At 75.7% G+C, this 378-nt stretch carries 1 protein-coding gene; it reads right to left on the bottom strand.

Annotated elements, in window-relative coordinates; genetic code table 11:
* Positions 1 to 378, bottom strand: a 378-nt coding sequence (locus B2Y21_RS14445; RefSeq protein ID WP_292060519.1) for a PD-(D/E)XK nuclease family protein, incomplete at both ends; no start/stop codon positions are given.

The raw sequence follows: 378 nt of genomic DNA, 5'->3' as shown, positions 1-378 counted from the left end.
GCAGTTGGACGCCGCGCGCACGGCGGTTCGTCTCGAACCCGGCCAGCCAGCGGGCGGCGTTCCTCGCCAGCGGCGCCTCGCGGGCCATGGCGGCGTCCTCGAAGCCGTGGGCGCCCAGCTCTTCCAGCAGCAGGCGCTCGATCACCGCGTCGAGATCGTCGGGCAGCAGGTCGGGCCAGTCCTCGGTCAGGCGCTCGATGGCCTTGTGCACGGCGTTGCCGCGCGCCAGGGCCTCGGCCGAGGCGCCGGGGCGCTCCATCGGTTCGAGGTTGAGGATGCGGCGGGCGTAGAGGGCGTAAGGGTCGCGGACCCAGCGCTCGACCCCGGTGACGTAGAGGCTGCGCGGGCGGCGCTCGACCGGGGGCGTGGGCGCGGGGC

It is taken from the genome of Brevundimonas sp. UBA5936, assembly GCA_002430835.1.
Lineage (GTDB): Bacteria > Pseudomonadota > Alphaproteobacteria > Caulobacterales > Caulobacteraceae > Brevundimonas.
Note: the sequence above shows the minus strand (reverse complement) of the source record. Positions and strands in the feature narration are given on the sequence as shown.